Below are 16,765 nucleotides of genomic sequence, written 5' to 3'. Positions count from 1 at the left end.
TGAGCACGGGCGTACCTTCCCGCCAGCGTTGGCGCGCTGGACTTGATCAGAATCCTGTTCGTGTACAGATCATCATCCGGGAAGGTGCGTCCTCCCGGGATCCACAGGTTTCGATCATTCCTCGGTACTCTGCTGGTGGAAGATCGTCGCAGTAGCCGTGGAGGCGTTGGTGATTGTGCCAATACACCCAGGACAAGGTCGCGAGTTCGACATCGACGGTGGTCTTCCATGGTCCGCAATGTGCTGGTCCGTAGATCAGTTCAGCTTTGTAGTAGCCGTTGACGGTCTCGGCGAGAGCGTTGTCGTAGGAATCGCCGATGGTCCCGATCGATGGGGTCGCGCCGATCTCAGCGAGGCGTTCGCCGTAGCGCAGGGATGTGAATTGACTGCCCGCATCGCTGTGGCACCGCAGCCCGGTGAAGGTGGTTCCGCGTGACCATCGGGCCATTTCGATCGCATCAAGGACCATCTCGGTGCGCATATGTGGTGCGACGCGCCAGCCGACGATCATCCGACTGTAAGCGTCGGTGATGAAACAGACGTACGCGATCCCTGCCCAGGTCGCCACGTGTGTCAGGTCGGTAACCCACAGTTGGTTCGGCATAGTGGCGGTGAAATCTCGTCCGACCAGGTCCGGGTGTCGACCCATGCCGGCGGTGGGGCGGGTGGTCCGCACCCTCTTACCTCGGCAGACACCTTCGATGCCCTCGGCGCGCATCAGGCGGGCGACCTGATCACGGCCGACGTCGAGTCCGGCTCTGCGGGCGGCTTTCCACAGTTTCCGGATCCCGTAGACGCGGTAGTTGTCTTCCCACAACGTCCGAAGCGCCGGCCGCACCCGGGCATCCTTTACCGACCTCGTCGATGGTGATCGTGACCTGGCGGCGTAGTAACTGCTCGGAGCGATCTGCAGTGTCCTGCAGATGGGCTCGACCCCGAGTGGGCGTCCTGCGACGACATCGTCGCGGTTTGCGTCGATGAACGCGGTCACCTCTTGTGCTGGCGGTCGAGCTCCGCCCCGAAGAAAGACGCTGCACGCTTCAGTATTTCGTTGGCCCGCTTGAGCTCTCGATTCTCTTGCTCCAACTCCCGGATACGTTGAGCCTCCGACGTGCTCACCCCTGGCTTGGTGCCGTCGTCGATATCGGCCTGACGGACCCACGCCCGTACCGACTCGAGCCCGAACCCCAGTTGCGACGCAACCCGCGACGCCGCCCCGTGCTCGGTCCCCAACTCGGCCCGCAGTGCACGGACCATCCGCACCGCACCGGCCTTCTCCTCCGACGAATACCGACGCGTTGTCGGTCTTCCTGGCACACGTTCATTCGGCATGACTTCATCCTCGTTTCCAAGGCCAGAAGTCTCCACCGAACCCAGGGCGATTCACATGATGGAGGAATGAGGGGATGCGCCCGAACAGGTACCTCGACGATTATCTGCATGGGCTGGAGTTCCTGGGTGGGGTGTACCCCGATGATGCGGGGGCGATCGCCGAGCACGGCATAGTGGCCGCGCTCGACGATGATGACGCGTTCGTGTTCTTGCTTCGCTTGGTCGGTCCAGAAGCCCCGGCATTCGCGGATGAACTGTGGCAGTTGATCAGTGGTTTTCTGAACAGTCGCCGCGTCGAGGAGTTGTTCGGAGGCTCTGAGGATGCCGGGATGGCGGATCTCAACACAGTGAGAGGCCCGAGATACCTCCCGCCTCCTACTCGACCGAGGATCCCAAGGTGAGAGTGCCTGACGGCTACCACCGTGCCAAATAATTCAGGGAAGAACGTGCCAAATAATTCCGAGAGTCACAAGGCTACGCGAGGGTATCGACCGCCGACCAGAACCCGGAATTACAGCTGGACGCACTCAATGCGGCCGGCTGTTTTCGCGTCTGGACAGACAAGGCATCAGGCGCGAAGACGGATCGCCCTGAATTAGCGGCGTTGAATGGACGCCCTGCGCTCGGGAGACACGCTCGTCGTCTGGCGACTTGATCATCTCGGCCGCTCGCTGCCACACCTGATCGGGACCGTCGCAGAGCTGGAGGCCCGCGGAGTGGCGTTCAAATCCCTGACCGAAGCGATCGACACGACCACGCCGGGCGGCAAGCTGATCTTCCACATCTTCGGCGCCCTAGCGGAATTCGAGCGCAACCTCATCCGCGAACGCACCATCGCCGGGCTGTCGGCGGCTCGTGATCGCGGCCGGGTCGGTGGCCGACCGTCTTCGCTGACGGCCGCGAAAAAGCGGCAGGCGAAAAAGATGCGCGGCGAGGGCGTACCATGACCGAAATCGCAGAAGTGTTGAACATTGCTCGCAGCACCCCGTACCGAAACCGGCCCTTCCGGATCCGGAGTGCGTAGCTGGGGTTCGTCGGTGATGCGGTGAGGCACAAGATGTAGGGGTCCTGGGGCGTGTGAAGATGCAGGTTCTCTCGCCTCGCATCGAACACCCCAGGACCCGTTTTGAACGCTACCGCCAGCCTGCTTGCCGACACCATCTGCCGCACCGTCGAACTGGGGGTGACGATCACCGACGCGGCTGTGGCCGACGAGTTCACGCACCTGTTCTGCTCCCCGGCGACACTGGACCCGGTGTGCGCCGAGTGCGGGGCGGCGGGCCGGCTGCGGGACCACATCCAGCGGAGAGTCACCGATCTACCGATCGTGGGTCACCCCACCAGACTGCATGTGCGGGTACCGCGTTTCACCTGCGACAACACCGAGTGCGCCACGAGGATCTTCCAGCAGCGCATGCCGTCGTTGGCCGAGCCGAGAGCCAAGACCACACGCCGCTGTACCCGCTGGATTCTGCAGCGTCTGGCGATCGACCGCACCAGCGTCTCGGCGGTGGCCAAGGCCCTCGGGCTGGGCTGGGATCTGGTCAACGACCTTGCCGTCTCCGAGACCCGCACGATGGTCTACGGCCAGCCCGGACACTTCGACGGCGTGCGTGTCCTCGGGGTCGATGAGCACAAGTGGAAGCACGTCCGCGGTGACGGCTCCTCGTCGTTCGTCACCGTCTTGGTCGACCTGACCCCTGTAGTGGACGGCACCGGCCCGTCTCGGCTGCTGGATATGATCGCCGGCCGCTCGGCGAAGGTCTTCACCGAGTGGCTCGACGCCCGTGACCAGGACTTCCGGGATCGGGTCAAGGTGGTGACGATGGACGGATTCTCCGGCTACCACTCCGCCGCAGCCAAGGCAGTTCCCGCTGCCCGGACGGTGATGAATCCGTTCCACGTCGTGCACCTCGCCGCGGACAAGCTCACCGTCTGCCGCCAGCGCATCCAGCAGGCCACCACCGGGCACCGGGGCCGCGGCGGCGATCCGCTGTATGGGATCCGCCGGACACTCAACACCCGGGCCGAGCTGCTCACCGACAAGCAGAAAGTCCGCCTGTTCACAGCGTTCACCGCCCATGATGCGCACGCGGCGGTGGAGGTCACCTACGGCGTCTACCAGCGACTCATCACCGCCTACGAGGCCTCGGGCAAGCGGGAGGGCAAGATCGCGATGTACAAGCTCCTGCGCTCGATCCGAACCGGGGTGCCCAAGGAATTGCCCGAGCTCGCCCAGCTGGGCCGGTCGCTGTGGAAGCGCCACCGGGAGATCCTCGCCTACTTCGACATCGGCGCCTCCAACGGCCCCGTCGAGGCCATCAACGGCCGCCTCGAACACCTCCGCGGAATCGCCCTGGGCTTCCGGAACCTCAAGCACTACATCTTGCGGTCACTTATCCACTCCGGACAGCTCCAGAACCGGATCAACGCACTCTAAATCCGGAAGGGCCCGTAAAGCTGCCGAGAAGACCCTCGCGACCTTGCCGTCGTGCCCGATTCCCGAGATCGCCCGACTGGGACGAACGCTCCGCAAGTGGAAGGACTCCTTCCTCGCGTACTGGACCACCGACCGCTCCAACAACGGCGGAACCGAAGCGATCAACGGCCTCATCGAACTCCACCGGTGCCTGGCCCGCGGCTACCGCAACCGCGACAACTACCGCCTCCGCATGCTCCTCATCGCCGGGGGACTACGGGCCTGACCCCACACTCAGATGCGAAGAGCCTGTTTGCTTGGTCGCTTTCACACCTCACACGGAGGTCTCCCTCATGTCAGCCCGCCATGCCGACCGGTGACACAACGTCCGCGGTCAGTACACCTAGGGGTCAATTTTCACCCGCGGTTGACAGAAGCATGACGTGGGGGTGTCCGCGGCGAGCCGGACCCTGTCGGTGAGGGCGGCGCGCTGGTCACGGACCTCTTGCCCTGGGGCGCGTTGACGTGTCGGCAACGTCTAACATCCTCAGCGGCCGCGTCTTGTGCCCCCGCTCGATCCCCGAGGCTGCGACGGGAGTCGACGCGCCGATGCTCGACGCCCGTCGCGGGAACCCGCCCCGAGCCCGGAATGTTCGGTGGCGGAGGGGCTCACAAGGAGCGGCTGATTATCTCCTTCATGATCTCCGAGCTCCCCGCGTAGATCTGGGAGACGCGCAGGTCGGCCCAGGCGCGGGCGATGGGGTACTCGTTCATGTAGCCATATCCGCCGTGCAGCTGGAGGCACGCATCGGCGACTCGCTGGGCCCGCTCGGAGCACCACAACTTCGCCATGGCTGCGGTGGGGATGTCCAGTTCCCCATCGAGGTGCAGTTCGATGCACTCATCGACGAAGGCACGCGCGACCCGCGCCTCGGTGGCAACCTCAGCCATCTTGAACTTGGTGTTCTGGAACCCCCAGATCGGGCGTCCGAACGCGCTGCGGTCGCGCACGTAGCGCAGTGTCTCGGTCAGACACAACTCCATGGCCGCTACGTTCGACACGGCGACGAGCAGTCGCTCCTGGGGAAGCTGCTCCATCAGCTGGATGAAGCCCTGTCCTTCGGTGTGACCGAGCAGGCTGGTGGCGGGGACGCGGACGTTGTCGAAGAAGAGTTCGGAGGTGTCCTGTCCCTTCATGCCGATCTTGTCGAGGACCCGCCCCCTCGAGAATCCCTCAGCCGCGGTGGGCACCAGCATCAGCGAGATCCCGGCCGCTTTGTCGTCGGGATCGGTCTTGGCGACGGTGAGGACGAGATCGGCCTGAGAACCGTTGGTGATGAAGGTCTTCGAGCCGCTGACGACGTACTCCTCGCCTTGCCGGATCGCTTTGGTCTTGATGTTCTGCAGGTCCGAACCGGTACCAGGCTCGGTCATCGCGATCGCTCCGACGACCTCGCCGGACGCCATCTTCGGCAACCACTGCTGCTTCTGGTCCTCGGTGCCGTAGGCGAGCAGGTAGTGCGCGACGATGCCGTTGTGTAGGGAGGCGCCCCACGAGCTGTCACCGACTCGCGCCTGCTCCTCGATGAGGATGGCTTCGTGAGCGAAGGTCCCGCCGCCGCCGCCGTACTCCTCGGGGATGGAGAGGCACAGCAGACCCACCGCTCCGGCGCGGTTCCACAGGTCCCGGTCGACGTGCTTGTCGGCGATGAAGGTCTCGATGTGCGGCCTGATTTCCTTCTCGCAGAAAGTGCGGGCCAGGTCACGCAGGTCGTTGAGGTCGTCGTCCATCCACGGGGAACGGCGAGCGGTCATGGGAGCCTCCGGATCATTGGGTACAGGGTGTACCCCCATCAGACCACGGCCGCCGTCCTGGGTACAAGGTGTCCCACGTCGGCGTCGGGCGCTGCTCGGCGTGTGCGGCACCGAGCTGAGTCGTCGCGCCGCGCCTGTAGGCTGCGCGGGTGGTGGAAGTGAGACGATGGGCTGACTCGACCGTCCGACGGCGGTCGTCGCGTGACGAGCTGGCTCGTAACGAGAAGCGCGAGCGCGTGGTCCAGGCTGCGAAGCAGGTCATCGACGAGTCCGGGATCGACGTCGGCACCGCTCTCATCGCGGAGCGGGCTGGCATTCCCAGGCCGCACGTCTACCGCAACTTCACCAGCCGAGACGACCTGGACGACCAGGTGGCCAGGAGAGCAGCGCAGGACCTGATCGCGCGGGTGCGCCCGCACCTGACCCGACGAGGCACACCTCAGCAGGTCGTCGAGGGGTTGGTGCGCGCCTGCGCCACCTGGGCCGAGGAGCATCCGCATCTCTACCGCTTCCTGGCAGCCCGTGGGCAGAGTCGGACCCTGCATCGTGCCCGGATGGGGCGGTCGCGCCTCCTCGACGAGATCGCTGCGGCTGCCCGCGGGTACACCAAATCGGGTGTGGCGAGCTTTCCGGAAGGCATCCTGGTCGGGGTGATGGGGATGGTGGATGCCACCGTCATCTGGTGGCTCGACCAGCGAGACGAGTCCCTGGACGTCATGGTCGGACGGCTCGCTGGTCACGTCACCCTCGTGCTCCGGGATGCGCTGGCCGGCCACGGGATCCCGCTCGACCCTGCGGTCGAGCTGGAGCCGTTCGTAGCGGAATGAGGATGTCAGGGACCGGTCGTGGCCGTGCCCTGCTCGAAGTGCTTGAGGTCGACGACGATGAACGTTGCGTGCGCGGTGGCGACCTTGTCGCCGACTTGGTCGACCGCCTCGGCGTCCACGTGCAGTCGTCGTCCCGCATGGTCGCGGACGCGGGCGGTGAACTCGTAGTCGGTCCCCAGTAGGACCGGCCGGAGGTACTCGACGGTCAGTGACCGGGTCACGGCGAGCTCTCCGACGCGGTAGAGGAGGAAGCCGAAAAGGTCGTCGAACGCCGCGGCCACAAGACCGCCGTGGGTGATCCCTGGCGCACCCTCCTGGCGGTGGTCGAAGCGGTGCACACAATACACACCGTCCTCGGTGGCGTCGACCTGCAGAGCGAGCCCGGCGGGGTTCTCCGTGCCGCATCCCGCGCAGGTGGGGGAGTGTGAGGGAAGGCGGCCGGATTCGGATGGCTGTGGTCGCGACATGGCACTGATCCACGCTTCCAGCGTCGTCGGCGCAACGGGACCGTGCTCGTGGTGGCTGCTCATGATTCGCGGTTCGGCTGCGCGGTCAAAGTGGCGGGAAGGTCGCTCATGATCGGCTCCTCGAGGGTCACGACGGACAGGCGGACGGTGAAATGGAGTCTAGTTTGTCTCCATCCAGACGTTTACCCGGCATCTGTCTACACTCGTCGGGTGATCCGAGAGGTGCTCAGGACCGATCGACGGCTTGGTGCCGAACCCAGGGGCTTCGCGTGGTGGCTCTCGCTCCTGGTGTGCAAGCCGTTCCTGCTCGTGCTGCGTCGCCCGGATTGGCGTGGTGTCGAGCACGTCCCAAGGTCCGGCGGAGCGGTGCTCGCCGCGAACCACGTGTCGCACATCGACCCCCTGCTTGTCGCGGAGATGATCCTCGCCCAGCGACGGGTGCCCCGTTTCCTGGCCAAGGACAGCCTCTTCGCGGTCCCGGTCGTGGGGTGGTGGTTCCGCTCCGCGGGTCACGTCGAGGTCGACCGGTCGGCTGGAAAGGCTGGCTATCGCAGGGCCGTGGAAGCCGTGGCGCGAGGTCAACTGGTCCTGGTCTACCCGGAGGGCTCCATCACCAAGCGAGAGGACGGACTGCCCATAGCGATGAAGTCCGGCGCCGTCCGCATCGCCTTGGCGGCGTCTGTTCCCCTTCTCCCGGTGGCGCAGTGGGGGGCGCAGGAGATTCTCCTTCCCTACAGTGGGCGTCTTCGCCTGGGCTGGCGTCGACCGGTGAGTCTCGTCGTCGGGCCCCCGGTCCCCTTCGAAGACCTCCACGACCTGGGGGAGACCTGGGCTGTGAAGGAAGGGTGTCGGCGGTTGGAGGCCGCCATCACCGCGATGGTCGATCAGCTGGCAGGGGTCCCGGCGGATCGGTGAACCGTGCCCGTGGCGGCATCGATCGAACGGCGTGGTCGCCGATGCCGACTCTCACGGTTCGAAGGCGGGATCCTGGCGGACCGGTCCTGAGGTGCCGCTCTGCGTCAGGCCGGGCCCGTAGGTCTCGTGCAGGGTCCGCATGATGTCGTCGTACGGGAGGTCGAGGTAGGTCCCTCTCTCTCGTACGTATTCCATGTGTCGACGACCGGCGCCGTCTGCGGCGTGGAGCAGCGCGTCTTGGGTCCCGTCGAAGTCCAGCGGGGGAACGCCGAACCGCTCACACAGCTCGGTGTTGAAGGCCGGCGAGCCCTTGTGCCAGTGACCGTTGACGTGGACGGCGGTCCACCCGTGATAGACGAAGAGATCGGTGCCCATCACCGACAGCAGTTGTTCGCTATTCAGATGGTTGCGCACGTCGGAGAAACCCAGCACGGCCGGAATCCCGACCGCGCGCAAACTGGCGGTGAGCAGCACCGCCTTCGGCACGCACCAAGTGGGGCCGCCGTTCAAGATAGAGCTGGCCTTGTAGTGGTCGCGATCGGGCGTGACACCGTACGGGTTGTAGCGAAGGCGGTCGCGGACCTCCGCGAAGATCCGCCGGACACGCTCGTGTGGGTCGTCCGCTCCCTCCACCACCGATGAGGCGAACCGACGGATTGCCGGGTGGTCGCTATCGACGAAGTAGCCGGACGCCACCGCATCGCTCGGCTCGTGCTGGCCGCTCACCAGACGACCGCCCGAGTGTTCGTGGCAGCCCCGGCGGCCTCGAGCGCGCGCACGAGCTCCCGCTCCAACTTTGGGAGTGTGGCGGCGACCCGGGCTGCTTCCCGGGCACGCTCGCGGGCCGGGGCCCCGTTGCTGCGCGCCAGGGAGGCGACCTGCGACCAGGTCGCGGCGCAGCGACGGGCACTGTCGGACACTGCGGCGGCCGCAGAGTCGTCGGTCAACCGGGCAATGTCGTGCGCGCCGCTGGCCAGCAGCTTGCGGAAGAGTCCGCCGCCGGTACCTGCCTTCTCGACGAACGCGCGCAGGCCGAGGAGGAGCAGGTGCAGCACGTCGTCGGGGAATACTTCGGGCCATCGCGGGAGGTCGTCGGCGAACAGGTCGACGGCGGCGAGTCCGGTGGCTCCGACCGCCGTGTCGCTGCCAGAGACGATCGACGGTCCGTCCGAGGCGGTCATGGCAGCGGCCGCCTGGGCGAACGCGGCACGACTGGCGACCGTCAGGTCAGGGAGCTTCTGGGGCCACTCGATGTCGAAGAAGGTGTGACGCGTCGGGACCGGGAAGCCCTGCGAGGACCGCGCCTTGGCCAGCGCGTCGTAGGGCACCATCTGCACGTCCTCGCGGTCGTTGTCGACGACGTGCGCGATCTGATGCTCGTCGTCGTACCCGATGACCACGATGTCGTGCCTGCTCATCTGGAGCTGGACCCGCAGGTATGGCAGCTCTGCAATGTCCGCCCACACGAGGGCTGGGCGGCCACGCTGGATGGAGTCACGCACCCAAGCCCATCCCTCGCTCGGGTCGTCGGTGGCGTGCACCGAGACCGCTGCCCCCAGGCGCATCGGCAGGTCTGTCTCCAGGTCGCCTCCGCGGCCTACGAGGTAGATCGGGGGCATGAGCTCGGTGTCCCGGACGTAAGCGAGGTCCAGGGAGCCGCTCAGTGCGAAGACGAGTCCTTCGTCAGGAGGGCCGTTCCACCCAAGTCCGGCCCATTCCAGCAGGTCCCGCATTGCGCCGGAGCCGCAGTGACCGCCCAGGCGGTGGGGGTAGGGACTGACGACGCGTTGCTGAGAGCTAGCCATGTACTTCATCCTAGCCTCGGTGTTTCATGGGGATCTTCGGTTTTCTGGGCCGAAATAGACCGAAGTGCTTCCTGAGCAGGGGAAACTGGGAGTTGTCTAAAGCTCCAGGTTCTCAAGCAGAAAGCACTCGGTAGGTGAAGCGTACTTCGTGGTCGGCCGGTCTGTCGTTCTCCGCCTGTGATGTCGGGGTGATTTCTCACGCCGGGACGATCGCTCCCCGCCTTTTGGCTGATCGGGTCGGCCTGACCGCCGAACTGTCCAAGGCGATGGCACGCCGCCGGTCCGTCCCGATCCACGACCGTGGTCGCGTGCTGACCGATGTCGCGGTCATGCTCGCCGGTGGTGGCGAGACCATCGCCGATATCCGCGTTCTGCGCCACCAATCCGGCCACGGCAACTCACCGAAGATCAGGCCGCGCCGACCTCAACGTCGCTGGAACGAGGTTAAGTCGGAACCGATTGGTTTTTCCCGAGGATGCGGGAATCGGTGAGGCTCCGCACAACGCGGCGAACGAGGATTCCGATCGAAGCCGTTCAGGATTCGAGCCTGCGGTCACCAGGAGCGTAGCCGTGGTGATCACGGCAAACCCTTTGGTGGCGATCATTGCGGGAGCCACAGTCGAGACAAGCTCCCGCAAGTCTTCCTCGAGCTCCTCGATCTCGCTCGTCAAGTATCGGTGGCGACGCGCCAGACGCCGAAGAGCGTGGCCAGTTGCGGCATCTACCGACGCGGTGGGGGCACAGGGCCTGGTAGCGGCGAGGTCCGCGATCACATCGTGCTCGCTGACTCTCGACCACCGCGTTCGGATCTCCTCCGGGGCGGTGACCAGCAATGACTTGATCTGGCGGATCACGGCCACGCGGGCTTTGACGGCGCTGCGGCGAACGGTTAGCAACACACGGACCTGTTCGACGAGACCGTCGCCAGATTTAGCCGCGGGTAACGACTCCGGGTCGGCCAGTACCTGTTGCGCAGCAGCATAGGCATCGATCGGGTCGGACTTCCCACGTCGTCGTTGCGAGCGTCGGGGACGGATGATCTCGCGGATATCGACCCGCCGCTCCCTGAGGTGTCGGGCGAGTCCGGCGCCATAGGAACTCGTGCCCTCGATCCCAACGAGTTGGATGTTTCCTAGCGACCCGAGATAGGTCAGGAGCCTGTCGTAGCCGGCAGCGGTCGCTGGAATTTGTCGATCGCCGAGCCGCCTGCCGCTCAAGTCGAGGACCGCGACGTGGTGGTTATCGGCGTGCGTGTCGACTCCAGCAACGATGTGGACAGCAGCTGTGGACTCGTTGAGAAATGTTGTCATGATGAAGCCGTGCCTTCCTCCAGAGGGCACATCGGCCAGAGGTCGGGCAGACAAGACGTTGACGGGGCTGACCAGGCTCGTATGAAGTCATGCTCGCCTCTGGCCGACATGCATCGGACAGCGCCACCGCCACCAGCGCGCGGACGGATCAATTGCAAGACAAGCCCTGCGGCCGTCAGTCACCTACAGAGTCACACGCGTCGGCAACGAGGCCCTTCCATCATCAACGTCACCTACTCGTGCACCAGCCCCAACAGGACCTGGTCGCCTCGGTGGGCTCACGAGGCGACTCCTACGACAACGCGATGGCCGAGGCGTTCAACTCGCTGTCCAAGGCCGAGTTGGTCCGCAACCGTCACAAGGGGCCCTGGCGAGCTATCGACGACCTCGAGATCGCTGTCGCCGAGTACATCGACTGGTTCAACCATCGACGGATTCACGGCGAGATCGGCTACGTCCCGCCGGCCGAATACGAAGCTCAGCACGCGGCGGCCGAACCCCAAGCAGAGCCCGTCGACGACCTCGTCGACGCCAGATAACCACCCTCTACAAAACCCGGGGCTTGACACAGGCTTCGTCGGAAGTCGGGCCTGCTACACGTTGGGCATGCCTCGCCTGCGCACCCGGCCTTTCGTGTGCCGGAATTGGCTCGGGGACTGCCCTATCCATCGCTTGAAGGCATGTGAGAAGTTGCTGAGATCGCTGTACGCGAGATCCGCGGCCACTTGGCTGATCGTTGCGGTCGGGTCGAGCAGGCGTGCGATCGCCTGTTCGCGCAGCCAGGACTCGCGGACGTCACGGAAGGTCGTGCCCTCCTCGGCGAGTCTTCTCTTCAGGGTGCTGGTCGAGACCGAGAGCTTGTCAGCAACACGGGCGCTGTGAGCCTCTCCGGGGTCCTCCTCGAGCAGGACCCGCACTCGCTCTGCGAAGGAGATCGTGCCGTGGTGTCGCTCGAGTGCTGTGCGTAGGTCCGCGATCGCGACGCGGTAAGCAACGGGGTCTGCGAAGCGGCACACCTCCTCGAGCGCGTCCTGGGGGGCCTGCACGTACGAGGTGGGCGCGTCGAAGACGACGCGCCCACCTCGGGACTGCGCCCACCCCGCGGCAGACGCCGGCGCTGGCCACTCCAGGTACAGCGTGACCGAGGGCAGGGTCCCTGCGAGCAGGTCCAATAGTCGCAGCACCGTGGACCCGCCGTAGGCGATGACGAGGCGGTCCAAGTCCGGGTCGCGGGTGTGTGCAGTGAGCCCGATGGTGAGGCCACTTCCGTTCGGGTGGACGTGGGGGTGCAGGGCGGTGGAGATCAAGGGCAGAAAGGCGAGCAGTTCCACGACTTCTGCGACCGAGCCCGCGCTCACCAGCGGTACGCTCAGCGGCCCGAAGGAGGTCAGCTGGGAGTGTTCGGCAAAGGCGAAACCCAACTGGGTCGCCTGGGCGCTGTCGAGGTCCGGGTACACCTCTCGGAACCAGCGCACCGGCGCCTGCTGGTCCCGGGCGAGAAGTGCGGTCTCGTCGGTCCCTTCCCGCGCCATCACCGTGCGGAACCGGGCGGCAGCTTCACTGTCGATCACGGAGCTGTTGAGCATCTGCGCGAACGCGAGAGGCGGGACGCCGGGTTCGTACACACGCATTGCACGCACCCCTTGAGCCGAAATCACAACATTCTGACTGATGTGATCATAGCCATACCCCCTGCGTAGTCGCTACGCTTTCATCACGTTTTCGATCGTGAGGAGTCAAGCCAATGGGTGTAGTCACCTTTGTTTCCTACGACGGCGAGAAGTATGAGGCGCCCCTGGACGAGGGACGGTCGCTCATGCAGGTCGCGGTCGACAACATGGTGCCGGGCATCGACGGCGATTGTGGGGGAGAGGCCGCGTGCGGCACCTGTCACGTGATCGTCGACCCGCAGTGGTCTGAGAAGGTGGGTCTATCCGGACCTGTCGAGGAGGAGATGCTGTCGATGAATCCTGAGCGGCAGCCGACCTCCCGGCTGTCTTGCCAGATGGCGGTGTCGCAGGAGTGGGACGGCCTGGTCGTTCAGCTGCCCGAGTTCCAGATTTGATCGAAAGGAAAGTGGATCGATGATTGCGAGCATTGCAGACACGCTGAGCGAGAAGGTCCAGTCGACCCTCCCGATGGGGCTGCAGATCCGGGGCGCCCATCTCTACGACAAGACCCGTCGTTGGGTGACCGGAACGAACGGGCAGAAGATCTTCGTCGAGACCCCGATCCCGCCGGTGGACGAGGTCGAGCTCGCTGACATCGACCTGAGCAACCCCTTCCTGTACCGCCAGGGCAGGTGGAAGTCGTACTACGAGCGTGTGCGCAACGAAGCGCCCGTGCACTACCAGCCCAACAGTCCCTTCGGTCCCTTCTGGTCGGTCACACGGCACGCCGACATCATCGCCGTCGACAAGAACCACGAGGTCTTCTCCGCCGAGCCCTTCATCATCATCGGCCAACCACCCCGGTTCATGGATGTCGCGATGTTCATCGCCATGGACCCGCCCAAGCACGACGCGCAACGGGCCGCCGTTCAAGGGGTCGTCGCCCCGAAGAACCTTCGCGAGATGGAGGCCCTGATCCGCTCGCGCGTCCAGGAGGTGCTGGACGAACTCCCGATCGGTGAGCCGTTCAACTGGGTCGACCTGGTGTCCATCGAGTTGACCGCTCGAATGCTCGCGACGCTGCTGGACTTCCCCTACGACCAACGACGCAAGCTCGTCGAGTGGTCCGACCTCGCCACCGCGATGGAGCAGGCCAACGGCGGACCCTCCGACAACGACGAGATCTTCCGCGGCTTCGTCGACGCGGCGCGAGGGCTCAGTGCGCACTGGCACGACAAGGCGGCTCGGCTCGCGGCCGGCGAGGAGCCCGGATTCGACCTGATCACGATGTTGCAGAGCAATGAAGACACCAAGGACTTAATCGACCGCCCCATGGAGTTCCTGGGCAACTTGATCCTGCTGATCGTCGGCGGTAACGACACCACGCGCAACTCGATGAGCGGCGGTGTGCTGGCGCTCAACCAGTTCCCTGAGCAGTTCGAGAAGCTCAAGGCGAATCCGGACCTGATCCCGAACATGGTCTCGGAAGTCATTCGTTGGCAGACACCGCTGGCGTACATGCGCCGGGTCGCGAAGAAGGATACCGTGCTGAATGGGCAGTTCATTCGCAAGGGCGACAAGGTGGTCATGTGGTATGCCTCGGGGAACCGGGACGAGCGTGTCTTCGAACGACCTGACGAGCTGATCATCGACCGCAAGAACGCGCGCAACCACATTTCCTTCGGGTTCGGGGTGCACCGGTGCATGGGCAACCGGCTGGCTGAGCTCCAGCTGAGGATCCTGTGGGAGGAGTTGCTTCCTCGGTTCGAGGACATCGAGGTCGTCGGTGAGCCGGAGTACGTGCAGTCTAACTTCGTCAGGGGCATTAGCAAGCTCATGGTGCGCCTGACCCCGAAGCAGGACGCATGACGCAGGGGACCGCGCTCGTGGTCGGAGCCAGTCACTCGGGGGCTCAACTGGCGGCCAGCCTCCGGCAGGAAGGCTGGGCCGGCGAGATCGTCCTCATCGGTGACGAGGGCGCACTGCCCTACCAGCGACCGCCGCTGTCCAAGGCCTACCTCGCCGGCAAGAGCACGCTGGAGGAGTTGGCGATCCGGAAGGCGGACTTCTACGCCAAGCAGCAGATCCAGCTGGTCAATGCGCGAGTGGAGTCGATCGATCGCACAGAGCGGCGGGTGATGCTGGCCGGCGGCAAGAGCATGTCCTACGACAAGCTGGCGCTGTGCACCGGTGGCCGGGCACGGCGACTCCCCGTGCCGGGAGCCGACCTCCCGGGCGTCCACTACTTGCGCACGTTCTCCGACGTGGAGCAGATCCGAGAGTCGGCGCAACCGGGTCGGCGAGCGGTCATCGTCGGCGGCGGCTACATCGGACTGGAGACAGCCGCCTCCCTGCGTGCGCTTGGACTGGACGTCACCGTTCTTGAGGCCGCCGACCGTGTGCTCGAGCGGGTCACCGCCCCGGAGGTATCGGCGTTCTACGAGCGCGTCCACCGCGACGCGGGAGTGACCGTCCGCACCCGGGCGCTCGTCGAGGCTTTGGGTGGCGACGACCGGGTCCGAGAGGTCCGGCTGGCCGGTGGTGAAAAAGTCCCAGCGGACCTCGTCGTCGTCGGTGTCGGGCTCCAGCCCAACACCGAACTCGCTGCCGCCGCGGGTCTCCTCGTCGACGACGGCGTCGTGATCGACGACCGGGCCCGTACCAGCGATCACGACATCGTGGCCGCGGGCGACTGCACCAGCCACGTGATGGCGAGGTACGGGCGGTGCGTCCGACTTGAGTCCGTGCCGAGCGCGGTGGAGCAGGCGAAGGTCGCCGCGGCGACCATGTGCGGCAAGGACAAGACCATCGCGGCGCTGCCGTGGTTCTGGTCGGATCAGTACGATCTCAAGCTCCAGATCGCGGGACTGAACACCGGCTACGACGAGGTCTTGCTCAGTGGTGACCCGAGCTGTGATCGCGATCGCGACTTCACCTGCTTCTACTTCCGCGCAGGGGAACTCATTGCCGCTGACTGCGTCAACCGGCCGCGCGACTTCGCCTTCAGCAAGCGGACGCTCTCTCCGGGACTCCCCGTCGGCAGAGAAGCGTTACTGGGTATCGCACCGAGCTGAGCGTCAGCTGGACCACGGGGCCGTCCGACCCGATCGGCGAGCCGTCGACACCGGCTCGCTACCCACCACCGACGGGACACCATGCAGAGCACGATGACGAACGTCCAGCTCACGACGGCAGCCATCCTGCGCCACGGTGCGAGCGTTCACGGCGCGGCGCGGGTGCGGACCTTGCAGCCGGAGGGGAGCGTCAAGATCGGTACGTTCGCGCAGGTGTGACGTCGATCTGCCAGTGGGCGCATGCGCTGCGTGCCTGTGGGGTCGCTGGCGACGAGCGCGTCGCCACGCTCATGTGCAACAACCAGGAGCACGTTGAGGCCTACTGTGCCGTCGCGTCGATGGGCGCGGTGCTGCACACGCTGAACCCTCGTCTGAGCGCCGAGCAGCTCGCCTACATCGGGAACCACGCCGAGGATCGGGGCATCATCGTGGAGGGCAGCCTGGTGCCGCTGTTCCCTATCCGCCAGACTGAGGTGAGACGCTCGCATGACGATCACTGCGACCACTGACGCGGCCATGGAGGCCTCGCGGACCACGCCGACGACCTCGGTGCAGGAGACGGTTGAGTCCCCGCGAACCGGGCGGCCGACGAGGCGGACGTTCACCGCCGAGTACAAGCGGCGCATCGCCGCCGAGTACGACCGGGCCCCGGCCGGGCAGAAGGGCCGGGTGCTGCGCCGGGAGGGCCTCTATGAGTCCAGCGTCAAGCAGTGGCGGGCCCAGATTTAAGCCGGAACACTGGGCACCGTGTCCAAGAAGAGGCCTCGAGCCGGTCAGTCCCCGGAGCAGGCGCGTATCGCCGAGCTGGAAAAGCAGATCGGCAAGCTCGAGGGGGATGCTGCCCGAAAGGACGAGGTCATCGCCGATCGTGATGCCGCGTTGGAGGTCATGGGAAAAGGTGTCGCGTTCTTGGAAGCGCTCTCCAGGAAGAACAAGGAGTGAGCCGGGCGGCCTGGCGCACCTGGCAGGCCGAGACCGTGGACCGGCTGACCGCGCTGCTCGGTGTGGTGCGGGCATTTGCCCTGGTCGGCCGGTCGCGGGCCACCCATCACCGGCAGGCGAACCCGAGGAATCGTCAAATTCTGTGGATTAAGGTGTGTCAGGCGACCTCGGATACCGGCGTGTCCGGTGACGGTTCCGGGGTGATCTCGACGGGTCGTTCGAGGAGCTTGCCCTTGTGGAACAGCGCAC

At 65.5% G+C, this 16,765-nt stretch carries 20 protein-coding genes, 2 pseudogenes and 1 other annotated feature; of the genes and pseudogenes, 15 read left to right on the top strand and 7 right to left on the bottom strand.

Features of this window, described 5'->3' with window-relative positions; all coding sequences use genetic code 11:
* Positions 1-46 precede the first annotated feature (46 nt).
* Positions 47-1,332 (bottom strand): IS3 family transposase gene (locus ATN37_RS01185; protein WP_225320459.1). Its coding sequence is split into 2 segments (ribosomal slippage): positions 47-1,029 and positions 1,029-1,332, totalling 1,287 coding nucleotides; the frame shifts between segments, so codons are not numbered across the junction.
* Positions 899-1,033, bottom strand: a sequence feature (AL1L pseudoknot). It overlaps the preceding gene by 135 nt.
* 74 nt (positions 1,333-1,406) lie before the next feature.
* On the opposite strand from ATN37_RS01185, the gene ATN37_RS01180 reads away from it, so the two are divergent.
* The 5 genes from ATN37_RS01180 to ATN37_RS01165 all read left to right on the top strand — a co-directional run bounded on the left by ATN37_RS01180 (position 1,407) and on the right by ATN37_RS01165 (position 4,037).
* Positions 1,407-1,733 (top strand): hypothetical protein, encoded by a 327-nt coding sequence (locus ATN37_RS01180; protein WP_021334594.1) that lies wholly within the window; start codon positions 1,407-1,409, stop codon positions 1,731-1,733.
* A gap of 116 nt (positions 1,734-1,849) precedes the next feature.
* Positions 1,850-1,987 carry a hypothetical protein gene (locus ATN37_RS33075; RefSeq protein ID WP_332113079.1) on the top strand — a complete coding sequence of 46 codons (138 nt, stop codon included), beginning with the start codon at positions 1,850-1,852 and terminating at the stop codon, positions 1,985-1,987.
* On the top strand, positions 1,941-2,279 hold the full coding sequence (locus ATN37_RS01175; RefSeq protein WP_332113078.1) for a recombinase family protein: 339 nt from the start codon (positions 1,941-1,943) through the stop codon (positions 2,277-2,279). Before ATN37_RS33075 ends, ATN37_RS01175 begins: the two co-directional genes overlap by 47 nt.
* A 179-nt stretch (positions 2,280-2,458) precedes the next feature.
* Complete coding sequence (locus tag ATN37_RS01170; RefSeq protein ID WP_021334593.1) at positions 2,459-3,772, top strand: ISL3 family transposase; 1,314 nt, start codon at positions 2,459-2,461, stop codon at positions 3,770-3,772.
* 43 nt (positions 3,773-3,815) lie between these two features.
* The gene (locus tag ATN37_RS01165) at positions 3,816-4,037 is read left to right on the top strand and encodes a transposase (protein ID WP_021334592.1); all 222 of its coding nucleotides are present in this window, start codon (positions 3,816-3,818) and stop codon (positions 4,035-4,037) included.
* 383 nt (positions 4,038-4,420) lie between these two features.
* Here the strand turns inward: ATN37_RS01165 and ATN37_RS01160 are convergent, their stop codons facing one another.
* On the bottom strand, positions 4,421-5,566 hold the full coding sequence (locus ATN37_RS01160; RefSeq protein WP_021334591.1) for an acyl-CoA dehydrogenase family protein: 1,146 nt from the start codon (positions 5,564-5,566) through the stop codon (positions 4,421-4,423).
* Between the two features lie 149 nt (positions 5,567-5,715).
* Here ATN37_RS01160 and ATN37_RS01155 point away from each other — a divergent pair, with 149 nt between their 5' ends.
* On the top strand, positions 5,716-6,393 hold the full coding sequence (locus ATN37_RS01155; RefSeq protein ID WP_021334590.1) for a TetR/AcrR family transcriptional regulator: 678 nt from the start codon (positions 5,716-5,718) through the stop codon (positions 6,391-6,393).
* Positions 6,394-6,398: 5 nt separating this feature from the next.
* On the opposite strand, the gene ATN37_RS01150 is transcribed toward ATN37_RS01155, so the two are convergent.
* On the bottom strand, positions 6,399-6,923 hold the full coding sequence (locus tag ATN37_RS01150; RefSeq protein WP_021334589.1) for a PaaI family thioesterase: 525 nt from the start codon (positions 6,921-6,923) through the stop codon (positions 6,399-6,401).
* Between the two features lie 147 nt (positions 6,924-7,070).
* Between ATN37_RS01150 and ATN37_RS01145 the strand changes: the two genes are divergently transcribed.
* Positions 7,071-7,775, top strand: a complete 705-nt coding sequence (locus ATN37_RS01145) for a 1-acyl-sn-glycerol-3-phosphate acyltransferase (protein ID WP_225320458.1) — start codon at positions 7,071-7,073, stop codon at positions 7,773-7,775.
* Between the two features lie 51 nt (positions 7,776-7,826).
* On the opposite strand, the gene ATN37_RS01140 is transcribed toward ATN37_RS01145, so the two are convergent.
* The 3 genes from ATN37_RS01140 to ATN37_RS01130 all read right to left on the bottom strand — a co-directional run bounded on the left by ATN37_RS01140 (position 7,827) and on the right by ATN37_RS01130 (position 10,890).
* On the bottom strand, positions 7,827-8,501 hold the full coding sequence (locus tag ATN37_RS01140; protein WP_011331521.1) for a transglutaminase family protein: 675 nt from the start codon (positions 8,499-8,501) through the stop codon (positions 7,827-7,829).
* Positions 8,498-9,580: a BtrH N-terminal domain-containing protein gene (locus ATN37_RS01135; RefSeq protein WP_030537992.1), complete on the bottom strand. Its 1,083-nt coding sequence runs from the start codon at positions 9,578-9,580 to the stop codon at positions 8,498-8,500. The genes ATN37_RS01140 and ATN37_RS01135 overlap by 4 nt, the downstream gene beginning before the upstream one ends.
* A 398-nt stretch (positions 9,581-9,978) precedes the next feature.
* Positions 9,979-10,890 (bottom strand): IS110 family transposase, encoded by a 912-nt coding sequence (locus ATN37_RS01130; RefSeq protein ID WP_021334587.1) that lies wholly within the window; start codon positions 10,888-10,890, stop codon positions 9,979-9,981.
* Between the two features lie 251 nt (positions 10,891-11,141).
* On the opposite strand from ATN37_RS01130, the pseudogene ATN37_RS01125 reads away from it, so the two are divergent.
* Positions 11,142-11,429 (top strand): annotated as a pseudogene (locus ATN37_RS01125) (integrase core domain-containing protein); the annotation flags it as partial.
* A gap of 54 nt (positions 11,430-11,483) precedes the next feature.
* Here the strand turns inward: ATN37_RS01125 and ATN37_RS01120 are convergent.
* The gene (locus ATN37_RS01120) at positions 11,484-12,521 is read right to left on the bottom strand and encodes an AraC family transcriptional regulator (RefSeq protein WP_037127318.1); all 1,038 of its coding nucleotides are present in this window, start codon (positions 12,519-12,521) and stop codon (positions 11,484-11,486) included.
* Between the two features lie 113 nt (positions 12,522-12,634).
* On the opposite strand from ATN37_RS01120, the gene ATN37_RS01115 reads away from it, so the two are divergent.
* The 7 genes and pseudogenes from ATN37_RS01115 to ATN37_RS32245 all read left to right on the top strand — a co-directional run bounded on the left by ATN37_RS01115 (position 12,635) and on the right by ATN37_RS32245 (position 16,516).
* Complete coding sequence (locus tag ATN37_RS01115; protein ID WP_021334585.1) at positions 12,635-12,955, top strand: 2Fe-2S iron-sulfur cluster-binding protein; 321 nt, start codon at positions 12,635-12,637, stop codon at positions 12,953-12,955.
* A 19-nt stretch (positions 12,956-12,974) separates the two neighbouring features.
* Positions 12,975-14,369 (top strand): cytochrome P450, encoded by a 1,395-nt coding sequence (locus ATN37_RS01110; RefSeq protein ID WP_021334584.1) that lies wholly within the window; start codon positions 12,975-12,977, stop codon positions 14,367-14,369.
* Complete coding sequence (locus ATN37_RS01105) at positions 14,366-15,574, top strand: NAD(P)/FAD-dependent oxidoreductase (RefSeq protein WP_021334583.1); 1,209 nt, start codon at positions 14,366-14,368, stop codon at positions 15,572-15,574. Before ATN37_RS01110 ends, ATN37_RS01105 begins: the two co-directional genes overlap by 4 nt.
* Positions 15,575-15,667: 93 nt before the next feature.
* Entirely contained in the window at positions 15,668-15,793 is a 126-nt protein-coding gene (locus ATN37_RS32260; RefSeq protein WP_225320457.1) for a fatty-acid--CoA ligase, read from the top strand.
* A gap of 17 nt (positions 15,794-15,810) precedes the next feature.
* A pseudogene (locus ATN37_RS32255) lies at positions 15,811-16,026 on the top strand (AMP-binding protein); the annotation flags it as partial.
* Positions 16,027-16,060: 34 nt separating this feature from the next.
* Positions 16,061-16,303: a hypothetical protein gene (locus ATN37_RS32250; RefSeq protein WP_021334582.1), complete on the top strand. Its 243-nt coding sequence runs from the start codon at positions 16,061-16,063 to the stop codon at positions 16,301-16,303.
* A gap of 18 nt (positions 16,304-16,321) precedes the next feature.
* The gene (locus ATN37_RS32245; protein WP_021334581.1) at positions 16,322-16,516 is read left to right on the top strand and encodes a hypothetical protein; all 195 of its coding nucleotides are present in this window, start codon (positions 16,322-16,324) and stop codon (positions 16,514-16,516) included.
* Positions 16,517-16,765: the final 249 nt, after the last annotated feature.

Origin of the sequence: Rhodococcus sp. MH15 (genome assembly GCF_019266045.1) — a bacterium.
Classification (GTDB): domain Bacteria; phylum Actinomycetota; class Actinomycetes; order Mycobacteriales; family Mycobacteriaceae; genus Rhodococcus_F; species Rhodococcus_F qingshengii.
This window is presented reverse-complemented; position numbering and strand designations above follow the sequence as displayed.